Here is a 17,864-nt window from a genome sequence, read left to right as displayed (position 1 = left end):
CCTTTACAAATGACGACTGAATAGCTGGGTGAGATGTGAAAATGAAAGAAATACAAATTCACTATATTTCTTACTCACTAACATAAACTAATTTTATGGACATTTCTGCATTGAACTGGTTAGCAATTGTGGCAGCCACAGTCGTAACCTTTGTTGTTGGCTTTGTTTGGTACAATCCAAAAGTGTTTGGCACGGCCTGGATGAAGGAGTCGGGCATGACCGAAGAGAAAGCTAAAAGCGGTAATATGGGTAAAGTGTTTGGTTCGGCTTTTGTCATGAGCTTTATCCTCATATTTAATATGGCTATGATGTTCGGAACCGAAATCGGAGCCACCGATGGCGCCTTGTACGGTTTTTTGACAGGCTTTGGCTTTGTTGCTATGGGCATTGGCGTTAATGCGATGTACGAGCAGAAATCCTTTAAGTATATCATCATCAATGGAGGTTACTGGATGGTGTCTCTGGCTATTTCCGGCTACATTCTTGGTGTCTGGCATTGAGGCCAACCCTCAATCTTCTTTTTTGTAGAGATCGCCTGTTTTCTTCACTACGTCGTGAATAATTTCGTCGAGCTGCTTACTCACCGTGTCGACCTTTCTCACGATGTCTAAATTTTGCGGGCCATTCATGTTCGTCCAATCGAAAATATTCATCAAGCCCATAATAGTGGCCACCGGGCCTCTTATTTTGTGCGAATGCAACCAGGCGATCTCTGTCAATTGTTCGTTTTGAATTTCGAGGCGTTTTTGAGTTTCTATCGACTCTGTGATGTTCCAAAACACTCCCTGAAGGCCTTCAATGCTCCCATCCCTTCCTTTGATCGGGATTTTGATTGTTTCAATATAGATGTGCTCTCCTGTTTTCAGGTCAATATTAGGTTCGACAGAATGCAGGGCGACGCCGCTCGAGATCACCTCCTTGTCATCCTTTTCATACTTGTCAGCAAACTCCTTTGGGTACAGGTCGTGGTTTGTTTTTCCCAGTAGCTCCGACTCTTCCATCTTTACATTTTGAACCAGAGTCTTATTTACATAGGTTATTTTTCCTTCCCTGTTTTTTCTCCATACGCTAATGGGTAGATTATTAACCAGAGAATGGTAGAGGTCGTCGCTTTCATCTGAACTTTTTCTGTTTGTTTCGCTGGCATTCTGCTTTTTTTGCGTCGGGTCGTTGATCGGAATCTGGTAGGTAATATACCGAATGATCTCGCCACTTTCCGAGAGGTCGGGCACTATGGTGGTGTTCAGCCAATAGCGTGTGCCGTCTTTCGATAAATTGCATATTTCCCCCTTCCAAATCTGGCCTTTGCTGACGGTGTTCCACAAGTCTTTGTAGAAATCATCACCGTGAGTTGCTGACTTCAGAATATTGTAAGGCCTCCCGATTAATTCGTTTCTCTCATAGCCTGATATACGACAGAAAAAGTCGTTAACCGAAGAGATAATACTTTCCGAGTCGGATACCGAAACGGCACAGAATTTATCAAGAGATCTTTGGTAATATTCGTCCATTTATTGCTAAAAAGAGAGTCGTTGTATCAAAGCTCACTGAATATAGCGTAAATCTGACTCAATCTGAAATACGTTTGAGTCCACGCTGATATTTGTTGTCATTTAGTCGAACAAGGTCTGTTGGTTGTTGGCCTGAGCAGCAATCGTAGCTAATTGATTTATTTCCTGGTAAGTATTTCTTTCATCCGACAGTGGCGGGAGTTCTTGTAACGAAAAGAACCCAACCTCCAAGGATTCATGACCTTTTAGATCGAATGAGCCGCCTGTGACAGTTCCAAGAAAGAAGAGCTTATACACATAGAAGGGTGACGGGGGATGCTGGTGCAGGGAGTTGTCAAAAACTGCCAGCAGTCTTTCAATTTTCACATCCAATCCCGTTTCCTCTCTTACCTCCTTCACCGCTACAGCCGATGGTGTGTAACCAACGTCGGCCCAGCCTCCGGGCAGTGCCCAGCGGCCGTCCGCCTTTTCTTTGATAAGCAAAACCTGGTTGTTATTCAGCACTATAGTTCTAACATCCACTTTGGGCGTTATGTAGCTTTCCTCATTGGCATAGAGATTCTTTATTTTCTCGATTGGCATGTCAGATATGCCTGCAATAAGCTGGTCTGCTACTGAAACAATCTCCTCGTATCGTTCCAGGTCGTACTCCGAGTTCCCAAAATTGATTCCTATCTGAGAAAGGGTTTTTATTCGGAGTAAGCTACTGAGAAGGCTTGTCGGGTCTACCATGATTGCACCTTTCTAAAATGTAGCCTTCTCACCCTGCCGCCAAACACCTGAAAACCAGAAATGCCGTCCGCAGTGGTGGTAAACAGTATCCTGCCCAGAAACCACTCCCCGCCTGCAAACAAGTTGCCTGCAATGGGTCGTAATTCTACCGGGCCGTGTCTGAGGCTGCTCATGAAAAGCTGTTCATCTTCCATTACTACTTGATACATCATCTGGAGTTCATCGCTGAAATAGGTGCCCGTATAGCTGCCCAGCGGAAGGTGCCTCGGCGAGAGTTTTTCGAGTGTGGCGCCATTGACAGACAACGTGCCGCTAACTTGCTTCAACTGTAGCGTGTGGTCTTCGCTGGCGAAAAACTCTCCTTCTGAATCTGCCGCCACCATGGTATACTCAAAAGCCCCATCGATTGATAATTTCATTGGGTTATCATCACTCCCAAGTTCGTAAATGCGGGTGGGAGACGAAACATAAGCTCCTGCCAGGCGCTGATAACTATCCGAAAGTGGTGGTTCGTCAGTCTTTTCATCAGAAAGATGATAATCATCCGTTAAAAAGGCTTTTGCCACCTTTTCGGCGTATCCATATCTGTCGAACCCGGCGTAGTTACTTAAAATGACCAGACCAAAATCTTTTGTTGGGAAGCGCATAGTCATCGCTCTGAACCCTGCCCACGACCCTGTGTGGGTAATTACCGGCAGGCCACCTGACTCTTCGAACCAAACTCCATAAGCGTAGTGAATGCTGTCGCCGTTGGTTAGCACACCTCTTTCATGGAGCCGATTAACCGCAGGGCTGTCTGCCGGGTTTTTCGATAGAAACATCAGCCACCTGGCCAGGTCTTCGACGGTCGAAACCATGCTGGACGAGCCCATGGCAGTGGTGGTGTTGGCATAGCTGCCATAGTTGGCCGAATCAGCTTTGTAGTAGCTTTGGGCCTTGGCTGGAATGACGTTATGAATGTCGTGACTGAAAAGGCTTTTTTTCATCCCGAGCGGCTCGAAAACCACCTTTTCTATATGTGAATGAAACGGTTCCTCAGCTACCCTGCTCACCAATTCTGCCAGCAATACATAGCCTGTGTTGGTGTATGAATATTCGTCGCCTGGCTCATAGTTCAAATCTTTTTGAGTAAAAGCCATTCGCAGTATTTGTTCGTAGGTAAGCTCATCTTCCATGCTCCAGCCCGCCACCGCCAGCGTTTGTGGCCAGTCTCTAAGGCCGCTGGTGTGATGGATGAGGTGGTCGATGGTGATGTGGTGTGGAAAGTCATTCAATTCAGGAAAGTACATTTTTATGTCGTCAGTAAGTGACACCTTTCCCTGCTCCAGTAGCAACGCCGCAGCATAGGCTGTAAACTGCTTGGAGACAGACGCTATGTCGAAGGTAGTTGATGTGGTAATGGGAACCTTGTTTTCGATATTGGCGAGGCCATAGCCTTTCTGAAAAACTACTTTATCTCCCTGGAAAACAGCAACAGCGCAACCTGGCGATGCGTCGTTCTGGAATTCTGCAAAAATGGCATCTAGCTCACTTTCGAACTTATTTCCTTCATCGGGGTTTTCAGAAGGGTTGCAACAATAAAAAATGCAAACGAGCACTAAACCGAAAAAGGATTGTTTCATTATAAAGGGGGATTTAAGAGGAGAAGTAATAAAAAAAATACCACCTTTTAAAGTAGCGTTGATTTGATTGGTCGGGAATGGTTTTAGGATTAGTTTTGCAGCACTTAGCTCATCATATCTCCCATCAACTATTGTTTTAGAATTTTCAGCATTTGTAGCAATGGCATTTAGTTTTTTTAAGAAGTCGTCAAAAGAGAAAAAGAAGGATAGCAGATACCTGACGCTTAAAGTCCATCAGGTTCGAAGGGAAACTAACGATGCGGTAAGTCTTGTTTTTGAAAACCCGGAAGGCGGGTTGAATTACCAGGCAGGGCAATTTGTAACGCTCATACTTACCATTGACGGGAAGAAGATCCGGAGGGCTTATTCTCTTTGCAGTAGCCCGTTTTTGGATGAACTGCCAGCCGTTACCGTGAAGAAAGTAGAGGGAGGCAGCATGTCTACGTATGTCAATACTGTGACCAAGGCTAGTGATGAAATAGAAGTGATGGAGCCGATGGGGCATTTTGTGACCCCAATTGATGAAAATAAAAAACGCCATTTGGTGATGATTGGCGGGGGTAGCGGCATCACGCCGCTGATGTCCATAACAAAATCAGTTTTGTTCAAGGAAGCCCTATCCACAGTTTTGCTGGTCTACTGCAATCGTGATAAAGACTCGATCATTTTCAAGGCCGAGCTGGAGAAAATGAAAGCTACCTATGGGGAAAGACTGAAAGTGGTACATGTATTGGAGAAACCGTCAGCGGATGTTGAAAGTCTTGAGGGCTTACTCACTGTTGAAAAAGTGGAGCAAATCCTAAGCAACTTGCCTGGGTTTGATTACAGGGGAGCTGAATTTTTTACCTGTGGACCGGCGCCAATGATGGATATCGCTGTCGACGGGCTTGTGAAGATTGGAGTCGCTGCTGACGCTATCAAAAGAGAAAGCTTTACCGCCGGAGAAACATCTCCTGCTGAGATTGTCGATCAAGCCGGGCAAAGCTTGCCTGTTAAAATCATTCTCGACGGAGAGGAGCACACATTTGACGTTCCTTCGGGCAAAACGATTTTGGAGACCGGTCTTAGCCTCGACATTGACATGCCGTATTCCTGCCAAAGTGGCTTGTGCACTGCGTGCCGGGGCAAATTGCTTTCAGGGGAAGTGAAGATGGATGAGGACGATGGCCTGTCAGCGTCTGAAAAAGGGGAAGGGTATGTTCTTTGTTGTGTGGGACATCCTACTACAAGTAATGTTGTTATAGAAATAGGATAACTACCGATCATAACTTAAAAAGTCCTTTTAAATCAATGATCACTCCTGTTTTTCGCTAAAAAGTGAAAAATATTCTGTTTTTCAGCGTTTTCTTTTGATTGTATAGAGTCTCATAAGTATTTTTTGCCTTTCAAATAAATAATTAACCGATCACAACTAATTTAGAGCTGGGAGCTGTGTGGCTTTTCTTCTCACTTGAATAACACTCACGGAAACCCCTTTGCACCTTTGAAATTTTAAGGCTACATTCCTCCTAAGAAACCTTAACCGTATGCAATTGAAGCGCTGCCTGGATAATCTATCTCCTTTATTTCTACTCATTTTTGTTGTCGTTGTCGGCAGTTGCTCCAGCAAAGAGCAGCCTAATACTCCTCCCCCCAAACCTGTGCTTAATTTTGGGATTTCTATAGATAAGAAATTTGTCGATGGGCCTTTTGACGGTAGAATATTGCTAGTCATTGCCAAGACAAACGACCCCGAACCACGCTTCCAAATCTCTGATGGGCCTTCATCTCAAATGATTTTTGGAATTACGGTGGATCAGCTTCAGGCTGGCACTGAAGTTGTCATTGACTCGTCAGTCTTCGGGTATCCCATTCAAAGTATCAAGAACATCCCTCCGGGTGATTATTATATCCAGGGATTTTTGAATAAGTATACCACCTTCAATCTGGCCAACGGACATACCGTGAAGCTTCATATGGATCAGGGGGAAGGGCAGCAGTGGGCTTCGTCACCGAAAAACCTTTTCAGTACCCCTCAAAAGGTTACCATTAATCCCGCTACCGGAGGCAATTTCAAGATTTCACTTACCAATGAGATACCGCCCATTCCCGATCCGGTCGATACCAAGTACATCAAGCATGTGAAGATTGAGAGTAAACTACTGTCTGAGTTTTGGGGTAGGCCAATGTATTTAGGTGCTAATATTCTATTGCCTCACGACTGGGATAAGCAGCCTGATGCGAGGTATCCACTGATGATATTTCATGGGCATTTCCCCTATACTTTTGGTGGGTTCAGTGAGACACCTCCTGATCCTAATCTGAAGCCTGACTATAGCGAAAGGTTTAAAATAGAGGGATACAATAAGATTGTGCAACAGGAGGCATACGATCTCTACAAACAGTGGACCGGGCCGAGATTTCCCCGGTATATTGCTATTGAAATTCAGCACCAGAATCCGTACTACGATGATTCCTATGCTGTGAACTCAGCCAATTTGGGGCCTTACGGCGATGCCATTACTTATGAGCTGCTTCCCTATATCGAAGAGCAGTTTAATGGGATTGGTGAGGGCTGGGGGCGGTTCTTGTATGGCGGCTCCACTGGTGGCTGGGAGGCGCTTGCTGCCCAGGTTTTCTACCCCGATGAGTACAACGGCTGCTTCGCCGCTTGTCCCGATCCTATTGACTTTCGTGCTTACACTGTAGTCAATTTGTATGAAGATGAGAACGCCTACTACCTTGATAATGATTACAATAAAACGCCGAGACCCGGGCACCGGGATTATCTCGGTCATGTGCAAAGTACCATTCAGGAGTCGAACCACAAGGAGCTCGTGATTGGAGGCAGGGAGAGCCGGTCGGGTGACCAGTGGGACATTTGGCAGGCAGTATATTCGCCGACGGGTGCCAATGGGTATCCCCGCCCGATTTGGGACAAAATGACTGGTGTGATTGACAAAGAGGTGGCTAACTATTGGAAAGAGAATTATGACCTCAGCCATATCATGAAAAGGGACTGGGCCAAGATTGGCAAAAAGCTCGAAGGCAAAGTGAATATCTACTGCGGAGACATGGACAATTACTATCTGAACAACGCAGTTTACCTGGCGGAAGAGTTTCTGGAGAGCACCACCGACCCATATTATGGCGGGGAGGTAGACTATGGTGACCGGGCCGAGCACTGTTGGAACGGTGATCATGAAAACCCCAACTACATCAGCCGACTGAGATACAACACAATGTACCTGCCCAAAATAAAGGAAAGGCTGCGTAAGACCAAGCCGAGAGGTTTCAAGCTCATTAACTGGGGTATCTGATCGGCCACTTCGGCTGGGCTGACCAAAAATTTTAACTCTGGTGTTGCGCTGGCAGAATTGTATACTGCGTATAAGCTAATTTGTTATAAATTTGCCTTAATCAACAAACACCTATAAATGGACGTTATCTCCGAACTCAACTATACCGCTATTTTTTTTGCCGTTTTGATTGGCCAGAGTTTGGAGCTGCTGTGGTTTAGCAGAGGGCTTTTCGGGTATTTTTGGGCCAAAGACATTGGGCTTGGGGCAGAAGGAGTTGCTTCACGTGATAAAAAGTATGGTTTTTTAACCGGCTTGTTTTTGAGTATATGTACTTCATTTCTCTTGTCCATCCTTATTCATGCAGAGCATGGTACCAGCGCTTTTGAAGGTGTGCTCCTTGGGTTTCTGGCTGCCGCCTTTGTGGCAGTTGCGCAAGCCATCAATTTTGTATACGAAACCCGCCCAATACGCTTCTACCTCATTTCTGTGGGATACTGCCTTGTGGCCTACCCGTTGATGGGGCTGGTGCTGGGCTATTGGATGTAAATCCCGCCTTTGTCCATTTCAAGACATTCTTGATTTAGCGTCCTTAGTATATTTAGACCTAAAACGAAAAAGAATGTCATTGATTCAACGCTTTATAGTATTCAGCACATTCTCCGCATTGATGATTTCGTGCATAGGCACCGATCTGGTTGAGGACACCGTGAGCAGCGTCGAAATCTTTTCGCCTCAGGCATTTCTTAACGTCAACGAAAGCCTCCAGATGACTGCCAGCGGTGTAAATGAATTCGGAGATCGATTCGATGTGTCCACTATATGGCAGTCGTCTGACCCAACTGTGGCCACAGTTGACTTGAATGGGATCGTTTTTGGTGTTGCCAGGGGGCAGGTGACAATTACTGCCAGTTATGGGGGGCAGGCATCAAAAGGTCTGCAGCTCAATGTTATTGACCTGGCCAACGAGGTGGCCTACATCAAAATAACCGGTGAGGCTATGCGGGTGGAAGCTGGTGAATCTGTCGACCTGAATGCTTTTGTCTACAATTCGGCTGACGTTACCATCGATGATATAGAGGTGACCTGGTCGTCCACTGATCCCACTATCGCTTCCGTTGACAATGAGGGGCTGGTGTTGGGCGTGGCTGACGGCACAACAAACATTATTGCCTCAGCCGATGGCGTCAATAGTGAGCCTTACCAAATAATTGTCGGTGGAGAATTTGGGATACGAACCGGCAGCTTCGTCGGTAAGGGGGGCTACAATGTAAGCGGCGATGTGAGGGTAAGTATCCTTGACAGCAATGCCTTGCAGGTGAGTTTACAGGATAATTTTAATTCCAATAATGGCCCTGGCTTGTTTGTCTACCTTTCTAATCAGGACAACTCGGTGGCCGGTGGAAAAGAGCTGGCGGCGTTGGCGAGCACCACAGGGCCCAGCAGCTACCGGGCCGACGGCGTTGCTATAGACGACTACAAATATGTGATTATACTGTGCAAGCCATTCAACGTCGTGTTCGGTTTGGCCGAGCTGAATTAATAAATATGAAACATTTCCTCTTGCTCATTACCGGACTTGCTTTGTCTGCCAATTCCCTGGCAGGCGGAGGTTGGACATCTAAAAAAGGACATGGCTACTTTAAGCTGGAAGAGCGTTGGATCATCGCCAACCAGTTTTTTGACAAGGAGGGCAATGTAGTGCCGATTACGACCTCTTCGATCTATCTCACCAACTTTTACGGAGAGTATGGCATCACGGATCGCATTGATATCATTGGTACCGTGCCGCTGATTGCCAGAAATGTGTTGAACGAGCGCCAATTCACCCTGAGTGGCCGCACCGAACCCGGCGATGCAGTTACTTCACTGGGCGACATGCTGGTGGGCGCTAAATACGGTATCATTCAAGACAAGGCTTTTGTGCTGGCAGCTGGCGTCTATTTTGGACTGCCAACGGGTAATCCGGGAGGTGGCAATACCATGCTTTTGCAAACGGGAGACGGTGAATTTAACCAGCTGGTTAGGCTTGAAGGAGGAGTGTCGCTTTATCCATTGCCGGCTTACGCCACTTTTGGGGTAGGTTTGAACAACCGAACCAAGGGCTTCTCGGAAGAGCTTCATTACAATGCAGAGATTGGCTATACCATTAAAGAAAAGGTGCTCGTCTCTGCCATGATCAGAAGTGTTTCTTCCTTTTTCAATGGTGACGCCCCTGATGCCGTTAATGGTATTTTTTCTAACAACACAGAATACTTTGCCTATGGCCCCCAAGTCGCCTATCTGCACAAGGGAGGAAAAATGGGTGCAAGCTTGGCTGTTGATTATGCTTTATCAGGAAAAAACGTGCTGGCCAGGCCTGCCTGGAGTGTTGGTATCTTCTTTAAGCCATAGAAGGCATTTGCTTTATACAATTGCATCTTCCAAAAAGTCAATAAAGTTTCCAGAGATTGGCTAAATGTCACACTATCATTATTTTGCAGCTTAATTGATAGTCAAATGAAGAAACCAGCCGCTCTACCGAGTATTTTTTTATGCATTATATTTCTTTCTATTGCCCATTTTGGGCAAGCGCAAGAGGAAGACGAAGCACCAAAATTTGACCTCGAAAAACTAGGGAAAGAATTGAATACTGGCCACCACGAGTCCGGCCCGATTATTTCTCCTGATGGCAAAACGCTTTATTGGGTGGTGTCTAACAGCCCTGAAAACACCTACGGCGAAGACGGCTCGCAGGACATTTGGTACTCGACCAGGGATGCCGATGGAAACTGGACGCAAGCTGTGCACGCTGGCCCTCCTTTCAATATCCATAAGTTTAATAAGGTGCTGGGAATTACCACTGATGGAAACACGCTCATGCTCAACGGCGGAGCCCGAAAGAACGAGCCTGGTTTTTCCATTGTGCGCAGGTCAGGAAATAGCTGGTCGGCACCTACGCAGGTGAATATTCCCAACTACGACAGCATGAACAAGGGCTTGTTTTCGGGCAGCTTCATGAGCAACGACGCCAAAGTGGTGATCATGTATTTTACTGAAAGAGTAAAAGGCAAATACAGTGACCTGTACATCAGTTTTGACAAAGGCGGCAAGTGGACGCCGCCTGCAAAAATGCCTGAGGGTATCAATACTGTTTATGATGAATTTGGGCCGTTTCTGGCTGCCGATGGTGTGACACTTTATTTTGCCAGCAATCGCCCGGGTGGACTAGGCAGCACCGACATATACATGGCTAAACGCCTGAATGATACCTGGATGAAATGGTCGAAGCCGGTCAACCTCGGTGAGCCGGTGAATACCAAAGGTTTTGATGCTTACTTCTCCATCAGTGGTGACGGGCAAAATGCTTTTACCACAAGGTCGTACACAACGCAGGATGGTGGAAGCCTCGATATTTTCGGCCTGGTGCCTGCCAAGGCCGAACCGGAGCCTGAGGCGGAACCAGAACCTGAGCCAATCATTATGCTTACTGGCATTGTCATGTCGAGCAAAGACCGGACGCCAATTTCGGGTGCCGTTGTTGGCTACCAATCTGCCCAATCCGACGACGGGTTTGTGGAAAGTGGAGAAGGAGATGGCTTTTATGAGGTGGAGCTTCCTCATGAGGGCAATTTCAAGCTGGAAGTAAAGGCAGAGGGATTTCTTTCAGCGAACGACGAAATTGATGTGGCGTATGACGGGCTGGAAAGGTACTACGACAAGCCCTTTTACCTCGATCCGATTGAAGTAGGCACTAAGGTGCGTTTGGAAAAGGTATTCTTTGATACTAACAAGACCATTTTACGCCCTGAGTCTTTTGAAGAGCTTGACAAGGTGGTAGATTTTATGAACGAGAACCCCGGCATTACTATCGAAATAGGCGGGCATACCGACGATGTGGGCAGCGATGATTACAACAAGAATTTGTCGCAGGGCAGGGCAGAGGCCGTGCGCCAGTATGTGGTAGACAATGGTATTGACGCCAACCGCATCACCGCTTTGGGTTACGGCGAAAGCCAGCCAGAAGTGCCAAACACCTCAGCAGAAAACCGTCAGACGAACCGGAGGGTGGAGTTCAAGGTGTTGGAGAATTAGTTGGGACTACGTTTTGACTAACTAGCTGGGGGGTGACTATTACCCCTTTGGCCTCGCTTTTAACTCTTACCAATCAGGGCTTAAAAATGACTACTTGTACAATGGAAAAGAGCTACAGGATGAGTTGGATTTAGGGCTCTACGACTATCACGCCAGGCAGTATGATCCTGCGATAGGTAGGTTCTTGAGTGTAGACCCAATGGCTGACGTGATGAGGCGACACTCACCATACACTTATGGGTTTGATAATCCGATAAGGTTTATTGACCCGGATGGAATGCTTTCCACAGATGTTCTTGAGAATAAAGACGGAACTTATACAGTTGTTGGCGGAGATGCTAACGATGGAGATAAAAACATATATGTAGTTAACCAAGGCAAGGATGGTGAGTACGAAAGAACTGGAGAAAGTATCGGGGAGTCGGTAACTACTCACTCATTTTTTGACAGTGAAGGAAATGCAGTTAAGGGTGCAGTTATTGATCCTAGTTCGACAGAAGGGCAGGACTTTATTGATAACGAAATTATAGCTACCAACCCTAGTTTAGTTGAATATATGCCCAATGCCACTGGAGGTGAAGATTTAGACTTCAAAACCAGGGGTATTTCTGAGCGAGAAGATGGAGTAACGGGTACTCAACACATGTATAGAGGCAGCGTCACAAAAGACGGCAAATTTGGTTCAGCGAGGGATTTTGGAAATATGGGAGCAGGAATAGTAGCAGCCAGAAACGGTTTAGGTTGGAATGTCGCTAGGTTGGGCTTTGATGGGCTGGAATCAATTCAGCAAGGAGCGTTTGCTACTGAAGGCACAACCACTCAGTTAGCCCAAAAAGCAGGGTTTGATATCGGCGTCCCATTAATGAAAGCTGATATTAAGCAAAAGGGAAGCGTAAGAGGAAAGGTGAGGCAAAGAGAATTAAAAAACAGAGGAAATTAGAAGTTATGAAACCAACCGAGGCGTCCATTTTTGTTTTTTTCGTATCCATAATTCTCATGAGTTGTGAGCAAAGCGAGGTTGTTCATTTTACTTCTTTGGATAAAACTCAGCAGCTTACGGTAATTGATAGAGGAGATTTTAGATATCTTATTGACGGACATCATAGCTCAGTACCGAAATCAAACTTTATTAAACTGAGTGTCGAGAAAATTGACCCGGTTAGTGATTGCATTCACATTTGTTGGAAGAATGAGCGCTATGATTGGGAAGTTGTCATTGATAAATCCGTAGAAGTTGAATCAAAGTTAGATACCGGGAGATTCAAGTTTAACACTTCATTGCCTGTAGATGACAGAGGAATCCCTACAGAGAAAAAGTTTAGACAAGAAAAGTGTGCCATATTTTCCTATTACCTAATGAGACTCACTCCCGATACGGGCGCTATTGTTGATATAGAATAGTGACACTTAGAAAGTCCTTGCAGGAAAGCCCTTGCCTCATGGTGAGGGCTTTTTACTTCCACGGCTTAGCGGCGCCTATTTCGAGCAGGTAGTCTGAGAGGTTTTCACCATCATGCACCACATCAGCCCCAATCATTACCAAATGGTTGAAAGCCCATCACCTTCGAGAAGTGCAGTACCTGGTCATAGGTATTTCAGTCGTTCGAAGGGCTATTTACAGAATAGCATAGCCTGTCCCATACGACGGGAGAGACGCTAAAGGAAGAGATTAATCAATATCATCCACTCTAAACGGATCAAATCATGCAAATAAATCGTTATTTTGTGGGAAGGAGGAACATAGATATGAATATAGAAGCCAGAAAACTGCGAATTATCGAAGCTTTTAGCTCAATGAAAGATATTGGTAAAATCAATCAAATAGAATCTCTTGTGCTTCCCAAGCCCACTTTTGAAGAGAGGAAGGCTATGCTGGATACCCTGTCGGGTTCATGGACAAATGAAGAAGCAGAAGATGTTAAAAAGGTAATAGAAGATGGTTGTGAAAAAATCGACACAAGTGAGTGGTAGGTTTTTGGTAGATACTAATGTCGTAGTTGATTTTTTCAAAGGTGATCAGACGATTAGAATGAAACTTGAAGAAGGAGAGATTTTTCTGCCTTCTATCGTGATCGGTGAGTTGTATTTTGGGGCTTATGCTTCAGGCGTAGTTGCCAATAAGAAAAAACGCTTGAAAGAGATAGCCTATTTTTTAGATAATTATCCAGTGCTTGAAGTAAGTGAAACGACTGCTTACCACTATGGCGGCATTAAGTCACAGCTCAAATCTTTGGGTAAACCCATTCCTGAAAATGATGTCTGGATTGCTGCACTGGCAATAGAGCATGATATTGCATTGGTTACAGCTGATCAACACTTTAGTCACATCAAGGAACTGGAAACGGTAGCTTGGTAACCCCACTCCGAAATCCCCAACGTTTCGTTGGGCTTACTGCCCCCACCTCACAGGTAAATCGGCGTGCTGTCCAGCCGGGCAGCAGGTAAGTCGCCAGCCAGTCCCGCCCCCCCGAGTCCGAGCAGCAAAGCCAGACAATAGCAGCGAACACTAGTGCGAGTTTGAACCCGGTTGGGGAACCCGGACGGAGTCTCGTACCAATAGGCATAAAGAAAACCCTTACTCATCGGTGAGGGCTCTTTTACTTCCACGGCTTAGCCCGGCTGGAAGCCGCCGCTATTTCCAGCAGGTAATCAGAGAGGTTTTCACCATCGTGTAGTACCTCAGCCAGGTAGCGGGCGTAGCGGTCTCGTTTTTACTTCTGTGTTTGTAAAACCACTAGCGAACCTTCGGGGCAGAACTTTTGCCCAAGCGCAGCTGGTAGGATGCTACCCGGCCAGGGCGTCTGCGGTAAGCTCCGGGGCGTTAATGCGTGCCAAGCGTACCTTCTCTTCTTTCTTCACATAGAAGCCCAGGTCTACTTCTACTAAAAGTGTGTCACAGGCAGGGATTTGCCGACTAGAAAGGGTTGAGCGAGGGAATTTATTAACATCATCCACTCTAAACGGATCAAATCATACAAATAAATCGTTATTTTGTGAGAAAGCTTCTATTTATGAGCGACACGCAAATACAAAAACTGGAATTACTTGAATGGATGGCTTCATTGGAAGATAAGTCCTTGATCGGTGAGCTGATTAAATGGAAAGAGGAACATCAGCGTATCAGTATAGAACAATACAATGCGGAAATAGAAGAAGCTGATGCGCAAATCGAAGCAGGAGATTATCTAACCCATGAAGAAGCTGTAAAGGAAATCCGTTCATGGAGAGAAAAGTAGTCTGGAATAAACGACCTTCCAGCTCATTGAACAAAGCCTTGAAAAAGATTAGTGAGGACTCGTATCTTCAGGCTGAACGAATGGAAGAGGCCATATTAGCGACATTGGAATTGGCCAGGCAAAACCCTGAAAGATACCCACCGGATAAGTTTAAGAAGGAGAACCAGGGAAGTTATCGGGCTTTTGAAACCCATAGTTATCGCATAGCTTACCGGTTTACAGACACACAAGTCAGGGTATTAAGAATCAGGCATGTAAGGCAGGAACCAAAGCCCTACTAACCACAAACCTGCTCCGAAATCTCCATCGCTTCGTTCGGCTTATGGCCTTCACCCCACAGGTAAATTGGCGTGCTGTCCAGCCGGGGCTTTTCACTTCCAAGGCTTGGCTGCACCAATTTCCACCAGAGGGTTAACTTAACGGGTTCGAGCCGCAGGGTCGCACCGGAGGCTTAGGAGATATTTTCTGTATCCTCCAATAGTATTTTGGACTTATTTTGCTGATAAATTTGGTTAATGCGTGGTTGTATAAACCATATGCCCACGTAGCCTGTCATCAAGAGTATCATCTCACCAACATGTTCTCCAAACGAGGTGCGTTTTCTTTTTTCAGCAGTTGTTAAGGCTTTTGAAGCAAAATAGTACAAGTAAACAAAGCTGAACAGCATGTAGAGGGGAATCAGCACTGCCCAGCCAAAGAAGCGAAGCTGATAGTCTAAAAGAATGGCTATTAGGGCAAATATTATGGCAAAGGCAAAGAGGTTAATAATGAGGAAAGTCTCACTTAATTGATACCGTCTTGGGATACAATTATTTAAAGCTCTCCCAAGTGTAAAAATCCACACAGTAAATGCCAGACCAACAAAAATGATTTTGACAAGTTGAATATTGGGGTCAAAATTAGGCACAAAGCCAGCTATCAAAGAAGGAATCGAAAGTGACAGAAAAATCTGATAGTGTTTAGCTTTTAATACGAACTCTTCCATTCGTTAGAAAATAAATATTTACGAAGTCTCTAAGTTAAAAAAATACGTGACTTGAGTAGATAAATTCTATTCCCGCATCGAACCTTGTGGGATGCCTTTGGCTGGTGCCACTAGCAACAAAAAGCCCTTGCCACGCAGCAAGGGCTTTTTTGTTAAGCTTTGTCTCTCATTTTAAGCGAGTGATCAAGGATCAAGCAATATTTTGGGCGATTGTTTTTTTTTTGGCAAGAGTATCTTCTCATTACATAAAGAAGCAAAAGGTCCAAGCGGGACGCATTGAACCAGTTTTGCTTCTTTATTGTCTATCGTTCGCCAATTGGTACAACGTTATTTCAGAGTCTTACTCCACAGATTTTCCGCTTGATCCGTGATCAAACTGCCTCTTCGTTTGAGGGAAAGAAATCTTCACCCTTTTCATCCAGCACCGACTGGTACAATGAAGCAAACGATGCTTTGATCCACATCACGGCGGGGAACACGCCAACAAAGAAGCAGATAAACCCAAGGATGAAAATGAAGATGGACAGAAAGCCCAGTCCAAAGATCTTCCAGCCGTGGCCCCGGGTAAGCTTCCAGCTGGTTTCCACCGCACTGATGGGGTCAAGACCTTTGTCCATCACCAGGTAGGAGGAGAAGGCCAGCCTGCAGCCAACGATGATGCCGGGTATGATGAAAGCCACCATGGCCATGCCTACCAGGCCCACTATGAGCAAGTGGTTGAGCACGATGGTCAGGTAGTTATTAACGCCATTGATGAAGTCTTTAAAGTCAAGTTTTTGTCTCCTTACTCCCTGCACAAAAATCAAATCAGCACCATAGTCAAATACCGGCATGACCAGGAGGAAATGAGCGGCAGCAAGAAATTCTGCGAATAGGATGCCTGGGGTAAGGCCACGTTCGAAGTCGAGACTGAAAACCGATTTGACGAAATTGCCTTCGCCGGTCAATCCACGGCCAAACAGTTCCATCAATCCATCCAGCAAGCTGAGTAGAATGATGATAAGAAAGAAATAAAGGAAGTTGGCCTTCATCGTTTCCCAGCCCGAGGACAAAGCCTTTCCTACGCCAGGAGTTGTTGTTGTAAAATCATTTGAGTTTGACATTGAGATATAATTTTGTTGATGACTCAAATTTAGGAGGAGTGCCCGCCATCCTTTAACTACCAAAGTAGTGTTTTTACTTTCACTACTTTAGTATTGAAGCTACTTTGGTAGGGGTGTATACTTTAGCCAAAGTAACCGACGAACTATTTGATGACTGTAGAAGGACTGGTTTTCTGGATAAGCTTTATTTTTTGCCTGGCGCTAACGGCTGGAGGCATTATGGTGATTTTCAGGTTCACCAAACTGAAGGCGCTACCAGCTTTCCAACACCTGCAGTATTTTTTGATTTTGTTGTACACCTTTGGCTTCTACAGCCTTTGGAGTGAGTCGTTTATTGCCTTTATGCCTTTTGCGGAGCAGGTAAAACCCTTTTCAAAGGTGCTGACTGTGCTTGGCATTCCGTTTATCGCTTTCAGTGCTGCGCAGCAAATGTACTGGAGCAAACAAGTCACGCTAAAAAGCACACATTGGGTCATAATTCCTTCCCTGGTAGTTATCGTTAGTATTGTTGCAATCACTCAATACTATGCGCTGGAATGGACAGTGCTGACGTCATTACCCAACGTCTATGCGGTGTTTGGCTTTGTTGCATCGGCTTTCTGTGGAACGCTGCTTCTCACTCAAGAAACGACCCTCTTGTTGACCAGAGATCGCCTGGTGCTTACTGCGGCACTTTTTGCCCTCGCCATTTTTTATGGTTTTGAGTACATGACATCCACCCTTAATGTCATGCTTCAGGCCCTCAGCCACTTCGTATTCTTCCTGCTCAACACTTTCATTGCCGTTTACTTCGTGTATACCATTAAGTATGAAGCTGCCAAAGGAATTGAGGCTCCGTCAGCGGAGGCGTTTATTGCCAGGTTCGCTCTCACTGCCCGTGAGTCCGAAATTGTCAGGGAGATATACAGTGGCAAGACCAATCAGGAGATAGCCGATACGCTGTTTGTAACGTTGCAGACCATTAAAGACCACACCTCAAGGATTTACCAAAAGACCGATGTGAAGAGCCGTGCCCAACTGATCAGGCTGATGCGTGATTTTGTTTGACTTCTAAAAGACTACAAAAGGGATCAATCTGTATTTCTGGGGATTGAATGTTTCGTTTGTGGTTAAATAACGTGAGTTCGATATAAAAATGTAACAAAACATCACCGAGGGGCGTCATTGCGGAAATTTTCTTCAGATATTTTTCTCATCTGAAGAAAATTATCCGCAATCTCCGCCACAAGACATTTGAGATTCCGGATAAATATTGGCCCATTTGAATTTTAGGCCAATATTTTCCGGAATGACGGCATTTTTATATCGAACTTACGTTAAATA

Annotated in this window: 21 protein-coding genes; 14 read left to right on the top strand and 7 right to left on the bottom strand. The window is 45.5% G+C overall.

Going from position 1 to position 17,864, the window contains the following annotated elements; all coding sequences use genetic code 11:
• Nucleotides 1-95: 95 nt before the first annotated feature.
• On the top strand, nt 96-500 hold the full coding sequence (locus ACMVP2_RS05810) for a DUF1761 domain-containing protein (RefSeq protein WP_339791024.1): 405 nt from the start codon (nt 96-98) through the stop codon (nt 498-500).
• A gap of 9 nt (nt 501-509) precedes the next feature.
• Here ACMVP2_RS05810 and ACMVP2_RS05805 read toward each other — a convergent pair whose 3' ends face one another.
• The 3 genes from ACMVP2_RS05805 to ACMVP2_RS05795 all read right to left on the bottom strand — a co-directional run bounded on the left by ACMVP2_RS05805 (nt 510) and on the right by ACMVP2_RS05795 (nt 3,865).
• A complete protein-coding gene (locus ACMVP2_RS05805) occupies nt 510-1,511 on the bottom strand; it encodes a PAS domain-containing protein (protein ID WP_416867023.1) in 1,002 nt (333 codons plus the stop codon).
• 102 nt (nt 1,512-1,613) lie between these two features.
• Nucleotides 1,614-2,243 carry an NUDIX hydrolase N-terminal domain-containing protein gene (locus ACMVP2_RS05800; RefSeq protein WP_416867022.1) on the bottom strand — a complete coding sequence of 210 codons (630 nt, stop codon included), beginning with the start codon at nt 2,241-2,243 and terminating at the stop codon, nt 1,614-1,616.
• Nucleotides 2,237-3,865, bottom strand: coding sequence for a serine hydrolase domain-containing protein (locus ACMVP2_RS05795; protein ID WP_416867021.1), 1,629 nt, complete (start codon nt 3,863-3,865; stop codon nt 2,237-2,239). The genes ACMVP2_RS05800 and ACMVP2_RS05795 overlap by 7 nt, the downstream gene beginning before the upstream one ends.
• Nucleotides 3,866-4,025: 160 nt before the next feature.
• On the opposite strand from ACMVP2_RS05795, the gene ACMVP2_RS05790 reads away from it, so the two are divergent.
• The 10 genes from ACMVP2_RS05790 to ACMVP2_RS05745 all read left to right on the top strand — a co-directional run bounded on the left by ACMVP2_RS05790 (nt 4,026) and on the right by ACMVP2_RS05745 (nt 13,573).
• Nucleotides 4,026-5,120 (top strand): 2Fe-2S iron-sulfur cluster-binding protein, encoded by a 1,095-nt coding sequence (locus ACMVP2_RS05790; protein WP_416867020.1) that lies wholly within the window; start codon nt 4,026-4,028, stop codon nt 5,118-5,120.
• A 271-nt stretch (nt 5,121-5,391) separates the two neighbouring features.
• Complete coding sequence (locus ACMVP2_RS05785) at nt 5,392-7,164, top strand: alpha/beta hydrolase-fold protein (protein ID WP_416867019.1); 1,773 nt, start codon at nt 5,392-5,394, stop codon at nt 7,162-7,164.
• Between the two features lie 117 nt (nt 7,165-7,281).
• The gene (locus ACMVP2_RS05780; RefSeq protein WP_339791032.1) at nt 7,282-7,692 is read left to right on the top strand and encodes a DUF1761 domain-containing protein; all 411 of its coding nucleotides are present in this window, start codon (nt 7,282-7,284) and stop codon (nt 7,690-7,692) included.
• A gap of 73 nt (nt 7,693-7,765) precedes the next feature.
• Nucleotides 7,766-8,686: a DM13 domain-containing protein gene (locus tag ACMVP2_RS05775; protein ID WP_416867018.1), complete on the top strand. Its 921-nt coding sequence runs from the start codon at nt 7,766-7,768 to the stop codon at nt 8,684-8,686.
• Nucleotides 8,687-8,691: 5 nt separating this feature from the next.
• Entirely contained in the window at nt 8,692-9,537 is an 846-nt protein-coding gene (locus ACMVP2_RS05770) for a transporter (RefSeq protein WP_339791034.1), read from the top strand.
• Between the two features lie 105 nt (nt 9,538-9,642).
• Nucleotides 9,643-11,217 (top strand): OmpA family protein, encoded by a 1,575-nt coding sequence (locus ACMVP2_RS05765; protein WP_416867017.1) that lies wholly within the window; start codon nt 9,643-9,645, stop codon nt 11,215-11,217.
• Nucleotides 11,218-11,242: 25 nt separating this feature from the next.
• Nucleotides 11,243-12,157, top strand: coding sequence for an RHS repeat-associated core domain-containing protein (locus ACMVP2_RS05760; protein ID WP_339791046.1), 915 nt, complete (start codon nt 11,243-11,245; stop codon nt 12,155-12,157).
• A 5-nt stretch (nt 12,158-12,162) separates the two neighbouring features.
• Nucleotides 12,163-12,618: a hypothetical protein gene (locus ACMVP2_RS05755; protein ID WP_339791037.1), complete on the top strand. Its 456-nt coding sequence runs from the start codon at nt 12,163-12,165 to the stop codon at nt 12,616-12,618.
• 303 nt (nt 12,619-12,921) lie between these two features.
• A complete protein-coding gene (locus tag ACMVP2_RS05750; protein WP_339791039.1) occupies nt 12,922-13,188 on the top strand; it encodes a hypothetical protein in 267 nt (88 codons plus the stop codon).
• A complete protein-coding gene (locus ACMVP2_RS05745; RefSeq protein ID WP_416867016.1) occupies nt 13,160-13,573 on the top strand; it encodes a type II toxin-antitoxin system VapC family toxin in 414 nt (137 codons plus the stop codon). Before ACMVP2_RS05750 ends, ACMVP2_RS05745 begins: the two co-directional genes overlap by 29 nt.
• A gap of 47 nt (nt 13,574-13,620) precedes the next feature.
• Here ACMVP2_RS05745 and ACMVP2_RS05740 read toward each other — a convergent pair whose 3' ends face one another.
• Entirely contained in the window at nt 13,621-13,800 is a 180-nt protein-coding gene (locus tag ACMVP2_RS05740; RefSeq protein ID WP_416867015.1) for a hypothetical protein, read from the bottom strand.
• A 201-nt stretch (nt 13,801-14,001) separates the two neighbouring features.
• On the bottom strand, nt 14,002-14,172 hold the full coding sequence (locus tag ACMVP2_RS05735; RefSeq protein WP_416867014.1) for a hypothetical protein: 171 nt from the start codon (nt 14,170-14,172) through the stop codon (nt 14,002-14,004).
• A 38-nt stretch (nt 14,173-14,210) separates the two neighbouring features.
• On the opposite strand from ACMVP2_RS05735, the gene ACMVP2_RS05730 reads away from it, so the two are divergent.
• Together ACMVP2_RS05730 and ACMVP2_RS05725 are read left to right on the top strand one after the other, a co-directional pair.
• Nucleotides 14,211-14,453: a hypothetical protein gene (locus ACMVP2_RS05730; protein WP_151997849.1), complete on the top strand. Its 243-nt coding sequence runs from the start codon at nt 14,211-14,213 to the stop codon at nt 14,451-14,453.
• Nucleotides 14,438-14,734: a type II toxin-antitoxin system RelE/ParE family toxin gene (locus tag ACMVP2_RS05725; protein WP_416867013.1), complete on the top strand. Its 297-nt coding sequence runs from the start codon at nt 14,438-14,440 to the stop codon at nt 14,732-14,734. The genes ACMVP2_RS05730 and ACMVP2_RS05725 overlap by 16 nt, the downstream gene beginning before the upstream one ends.
• A 170-nt stretch (nt 14,735-14,904) precedes the next feature.
• On the opposite strand, the gene ACMVP2_RS05720 is transcribed toward ACMVP2_RS05725, so the two are convergent.
• Together ACMVP2_RS05720 and ACMVP2_RS05715 are read right to left on the bottom strand one after the other, a co-directional pair.
• Nucleotides 14,905-15,438, bottom strand: coding sequence for a hypothetical protein (locus tag ACMVP2_RS05720; protein ID WP_317488058.1), 534 nt, complete (start codon nt 15,436-15,438; stop codon nt 14,905-14,907).
• 371 nt (nt 15,439-15,809) lie between these two features.
• Nucleotides 15,810-16,541, bottom strand: coding sequence for a hypothetical protein (locus tag ACMVP2_RS05715; RefSeq protein WP_339795418.1), 732 nt, complete (start codon nt 16,539-16,541; stop codon nt 15,810-15,812).
• A 150-nt stretch (nt 16,542-16,691) separates the two neighbouring features.
• On the opposite strand from ACMVP2_RS05715, the gene ACMVP2_RS05710 reads away from it, so the two are divergent.
• Nucleotides 16,692-17,588, top strand: coding sequence for a helix-turn-helix transcriptional regulator (locus tag ACMVP2_RS05710; RefSeq protein ID WP_339795416.1), 897 nt, complete (start codon nt 16,692-16,694; stop codon nt 17,586-17,588).
• Nucleotides 17,589-17,864: the final 276 nt, after the last annotated feature.

The organism is Imperialibacter sp., assembly GCF_048007035.1.
In the GTDB taxonomy this organism is placed as follows: domain Bacteria; phylum Bacteroidota; class Bacteroidia; order Cytophagales; family Cyclobacteriaceae; genus Imperialibacter.
The sequence above is the reverse complement of the archived record's forward strand: the minus strand, read 5'-3'. Positions and strand labels throughout refer to the sequence as shown.